The sequence below is a fragment of the Mesorhizobium sp. M5C.F.Ca.IN.020.29.1.1 genome, from assembly GCF_003997375.1.
Lineage (GTDB): Bacteria > Pseudomonadota > Alphaproteobacteria > Rhizobiales > Rhizobiaceae > Mesorhizobium > Mesorhizobium wenxiniae.
In genome coordinates this window covers 1-4,704 of the sequence record NZ_RZSW01000501.1, presented here as the reverse complement: position 1 = coordinate 4,704, position 4,704 = coordinate 1, and the positions used below count along the sequence as shown (strand labels likewise).

Below are 4,704 nucleotides of genomic sequence, written 5' to 3'. Positions count from 1 at the left end.
GTGCCAGGATTCGATGCGCCGCGTCGGCAGGCCGCTCTTGATCGCCTCGACGGCGTCGTCGCGCTTCAGCATCACCGTGCCGTCGCCGGGCAGCAGCGAGAGCCGGTCGCTGAAGGCGTCGATCAGCGCCGTTTCGGCTGGCGTTCGCTGGGGTGTCGTATGTATATTCATCAGTTTCGCCTTGCCTAGCTTTGTCTCGCCTTCTGGCATCTCACGCGGCTTGGCCGATCACGCCGGCATAGCCATTGGCCTCGAGATCGAGCGCCAGCGACTTGTCGCCCGATTTGATCACCTGGCCCCTGTAGAGCACGTGCACAGTATCCGGCTCGATGTGTTGGAGCAGGCGCTGGTAGTGGGTGATGATGACGATGGCGCGGTCGGGCGAGCGCAGCGCGTTGACGCCGTCCGAGACGATCTTCAGCGCATCGATATCGAGGCCTGAATCGGTCTCGTCGAGCACGCAGAGTTTTGGCTCCAGGAGCTTCATCTGCAAGATCTCGGCGCGCTTCTTCTCGCCGCCGGAAAAACCGACATTGAGCGGCCGCTTCAGCATCGCCATGTCCATGTTGAGCGAGGCGGCGGCGTCCTTCACGCGCTTCAGGAATTCGGGGATCTTCAGCGGCTCCTCGCCGCGCGCCTTGCGCTGCTCGTTCATCGCCACCTTCAGGAATTCCATCGTCGCCACACCCGGTATCTCCATCGGATACTGGAAGGCGAGAAAGATGCCTGATGTGGCGCGCTCGGCCGGATCCATTTCGAGGATCGACTGGCCGTTGTAGAGGATGTCGCCTTCGGTGACCTCGTAATCCTCGCGCCCGGCGAGGATGTAGGACAGCGTCGACTTTCCCGAGCCGTTCGGGCCCATGATCGCGGCGACCTCGCCGGCCTTCACCGTCAGGTTCAGGCCGCGGATAATCTCGGTGCCGTCGTCGACAATGCGGGCATGCAGGTTCTTGATCTCAAGCATCATTTTCTACTTTCGTGTTCTTGTTGTTTCTCGACGCTCGGTCCTTGACCGGATCTCCCTAAAAGCGCGCCCGCAAGATCGCCTGTAACGAACATCCAGCCAAAAAACCCAACCGCGCCTAGGCCCGCGATCGAACCACCAATATTCTTTACCGAACTCAAGCCAAACATTGCGCCTATCAGAGCCACCACGGCACCTCCAATAGCGAGGGTCAACGAGCGCATCAGAACGACTATCAAGCTCTCGATACGCTCGAAGAATTTCCAAGAGCGCCGTTCCATCTAATCAACCCACGCTGCCTTCCAGCGAGATCCCAATCAGCTTCTGCGCCTCGACGGCGAACTCCATCGGCAGCTGCTGGATGACGTCCTTGACGAAGCCGTTGACGATCAGCGCGATCGCCTCTTCTTCCGGGATGCCGCGCTGCATGACGTAGAATTTCTGGTCTTCGGAAATTTTCGACGTCGTCGCCTCATGCTCGAACTTCGCCGTCGCGTTCTTGGCTTCCATGTAGGGCACGGTGTGCGCGCCGCACTGGTCGCCGATCAGCAGCGAGTCACAGTTGGTGAAGTTGCGGGCGTTGGTCGCCTTGCGGTGCGCCGAAACCTGTCCGCGATAGGTGTTCTGCGAAAGGCCGGCGGCGATGCCCTTGGAGATGATGCGGCTCGACGTGTTCTTGCCGAGATGAATCATCTTGGTGCCGCTATCGACCTGCTGGTAGCCGTTTGACACGGCGATCGAATAGAACTCGCCGCTGGAATCGTCGCCGCGCAGGATGCAGCTCGGATATTTCCAGGTGATGGCCGAGCCGGTCTCGACCTGCGTCCACGATATCTTCGAACGATGGCCACGGCAGTCGCCGCGTTTGGTGACGAAATTGTAGATGCCGCCCTTGCCCTCGGCGTCGCCGGGGTACCAGTTCTGCACCGTCGAATATTTGATCTCGGCATCGTCGAGCGCGATCAATTCGACCACGGCGGCGTGAAGCTGGTTCTCGTCGCGCTGCGGCGCCGTGCAGCCTTCGAGATAGGAGACGTAAGCCCCCTCCTCGGCGATGATCAGCGTACGCTCGAACTGGCCGGTATTCTTCTCGTTCATGCGGAAATAGGTCGACAGTTCCATCGGGCAGCGCACGCCCTTGGGCACGAAGACGAAGGAGCCGTCTGTGAACACCGCCGAATTCAGTGTCGCGTAGAAATTGTCGGAGGTCGGCACGACCGAACCGAGATATTTCTTCACCAGTTCCGGGTGCTCGCGGATCGCTTCCGAGATCGAACAGAAAATGACGCCGGCCTGCGCCAGCTCCTTCTTGAAGGTGGTGACGACGGACACCGAATCGAACACCGCGTCGACGGCGACGCGGCCCGACTTGTAGACATTGTCGCTGGGTTCCTCGAGTTCCGACGCGTCGGTCTTCTGCACGCCGGCGAGGATTTCCTGTTCCTTCAGCGGAATGCCGAGCTTTTCGTAGACCCTCAAGAGCTCAGGATCGACGTCGCTCAGCGATGTCGGTCCCGGCGTGCTCTTGGGCGCCGCATAGTAGTAGAGGTCCTGGAAATCGATGTTCGGATAATGGACGCGCGCCCACTTCGGCTCGTCCAGCGTCACCCAGCGCCGATAGGCTTCCAGACGCCATTCCAGCATCCAGGACGGCTCGTCCTTCTTCGCCGAAATGAAGCGGATAATGTCTTCGCTCAGGCCCTTTGGGGCCTTGTCCATCGCGATTTCGGTCTGGAATCCGTATTTATACTGGTCGACGTCGATCTTTCGGACCCGATCGATCGTGTCCTGCACAGCAGGCATATGCGTTCTCCATCCACGCCGGGGTCAAGGCCCGACAGTTTTCAAACTATGGCACCGCGAAACGAGTGCCCATGGGCAACCAAGGCGGCGTAAGTTCCATATAGTGCGTCCCTGCCGGAAATTCACCCGGCCACCATGAAACGCACGGCTCTACCAGGCCCGAAGGCCTGCATCATTCTGCCGCACTCAGGCAGCTTTTTCCCTGCCCGCCGCTTCCTTACCGGCTTGCCTCGAGGCGATACCTGACAGTGCCTTGCGGAACAACTCGACATCCTCGGCACTCGTTGCGTGGCCGATGGACACGCGCAAAGCGCCAAGGCTATCACTGTGCCCCATGGCTTTCAGGACATGGCTCGGGCCGACCTTGCCCGACGAACAGGCGGAACCGGCCGACAGCGCCACGCCGGCGAGGTCGAAGGCGATCTGCGCCGTCTCGGCCTTGGTGCCCGCAATAGCGAAGAATGTCGTATTGGCAAGCCTCGGCGCGCCGGTTCCGAAGATTTCCGCATCCGGCACCAGCGTTTTCACGATGGCCTCGATCTCGTCGCGGCGGCGACCGACCGCATCGATGCTCTTCAATCCGATCAGGGCTTCCCGCGCCGCCGCGCCAAAACCGGCGATCGCGGCTAGGTTTTCGGTGCCGCCACGGTGGCCCTTTTCCTGGCCACCGCCGGCGATCAAGGGTCTTGGCATCATCAGGTCCGAGGCGGCGATGATGGCGCCAGCGCCCTTGGGACCGCCGATCTTGTGCGAAGACAGAATCAGGTAATCGGCGTAACCCGCTGACAAATCGAGCGGAATGCGGCCGGCGGCCTGCACGGCGTCGATGATCAGAATGCCGCCCGCCGCCTTGACGATTTCGGCGATGCGCTCGACCGGCTGGATGATGCCGGTCTCGTTATTGGCAGCGTGGATCGCCACCAGCGGCAGGCCGTCTGCCTTGTCATGACGGCCAAGTGCCGCCGCCAACGCGTCCAGCTTGACAATGCCGTCGGTGTCGACGCCGATGCGTGTCACCTGGGCTGCCGGAAAGCGCCCGCCATTCAGCACACAAGGATGATCGGCTTCGCAGACATAGAGCCGGCTCATGCGGATAGTGCCGCGCCCCATCTGCCAATCCGGCGTCAGCAGCGTCGAGGCGGCTTCCGTCGCACCGGAGGTGAACACGACATGCTCGGCGCTGGCGTTGACCAGCGTCGCCACATCGCGCCTTGCATTCTCGATCAGCCGCCGTGCGGCGCGACCCTCGGCATGGACCGATGACGGGTTGGCGGCGACATCAAGCGCGGCAATCATTGCAGTGCGCGCCGCGGCAAGCAGCGGCGCACTGGCATTGTAGTCGAGATAGGCGCGTCTTCCGGCCATTTTCGTTTCGATCGGTCCCTTCAAGAGCCATTCCGCGAGGATAGCGCGTTATTTCCTTGAAATTGCAAGGCAAGCCGTCCTATTTACGCCACTTGCGGCGCGGATGGCCGAACCACGATGTTTTGGCCACCCAGTTTTGAACAATTCTAAACTAGCTTCTAGAAAGACGCTCGCCCTGCGTCAAGGCCTGGGAAGACTGGGGGCCGGAGGAAGAGTTGTTCCGGGCGCCGCGCATTCATATGCCATGTGGAGTATTTTATGCCTGAGGTCATTTTCACCGGTCCGGCCGGCCGCCTGGAGGGTCGCTACCAGCCTTCCAAGGAAAAGAGCGCGCCGATTGCCATCATCCTGCACCCGCACCCCCAGTTCGGCGGCACGATGAACAACAAGATCGTCTATGACCTCTTCTACATGTTCCAGAAGCGGGATTTCACCACGCTTCGCTTTAATTTCCGCGGCATCGGCCGCAGCCAGGGCGAATTCGACCACGGCACCGGCGAATTGTCGGATGCGGCCGCGGCACTTGATTGGGTGCAGTCGCTGCATCCTGATTCCAAGAGCTGCTGGGT

At 60.9% G+C, this 4,704-nt stretch carries 5 protein-coding genes and 1 pseudogene; 1 reads left to right on the top strand and 5 read right to left on the bottom strand.

The window, feature by feature from the left end:
* From EOA85_RS39390 to EOA85_RS28150, 5 genes and pseudogenes are all read right to left on the bottom strand, one after another.
* Nucleotides 1-171 (bottom strand): annotated as a pseudogene (locus tag EOA85_RS39390) (Fe-S cluster assembly protein SufD); the annotation flags it as partial.
* A gap of 40 nt (nt 172-211) precedes the next feature.
* On the bottom strand, nt 212-967 hold the full coding sequence (sufC, locus tag EOA85_RS28165; protein WP_029353585.1) for a Fe-S cluster assembly ATPase SufC: 756 nt from the start codon (nt 965-967) through the stop codon (nt 212-214).
* Nucleotides 967-1,248: a hypothetical protein gene (locus EOA85_RS28160; protein ID WP_127211946.1), complete on the bottom strand. Its 282-nt coding sequence runs from the start codon at nt 1,246-1,248 to the stop codon at nt 967-969. The genes sufC and EOA85_RS28160 overlap by 1 nt, the downstream gene beginning before the upstream one ends.
* 4 nt (nt 1,249-1,252) lie before the next feature.
* Complete coding sequence (gene sufB / locus EOA85_RS28155; RefSeq protein WP_127211945.1) at nt 1,253-2,770, bottom strand: Fe-S cluster assembly protein SufB; 1,518 nt, start codon at nt 2,768-2,770, stop codon at nt 1,253-1,255.
* A gap of 186 nt (nt 2,771-2,956) precedes the next feature.
* Nucleotides 2,957-4,135 carry a cysteine desulfurase family protein gene (locus EOA85_RS28150; RefSeq protein WP_127211944.1) on the bottom strand — a complete coding sequence of 393 codons (1,179 nt, stop codon included), beginning with the start codon at nt 4,133-4,135 and terminating at the stop codon, nt 2,957-2,959.
* A 258-nt stretch (nt 4,136-4,393) separates the two neighbouring features.
* Here EOA85_RS28150 and EOA85_RS28145 point away from each other — a divergent pair.
* On the top strand, nt 4,394-4,704 hold a 311-nt coding region (locus EOA85_RS28145; RefSeq protein WP_281033792.1), incomplete at its 3' end, for a CocE/NonD family hydrolase.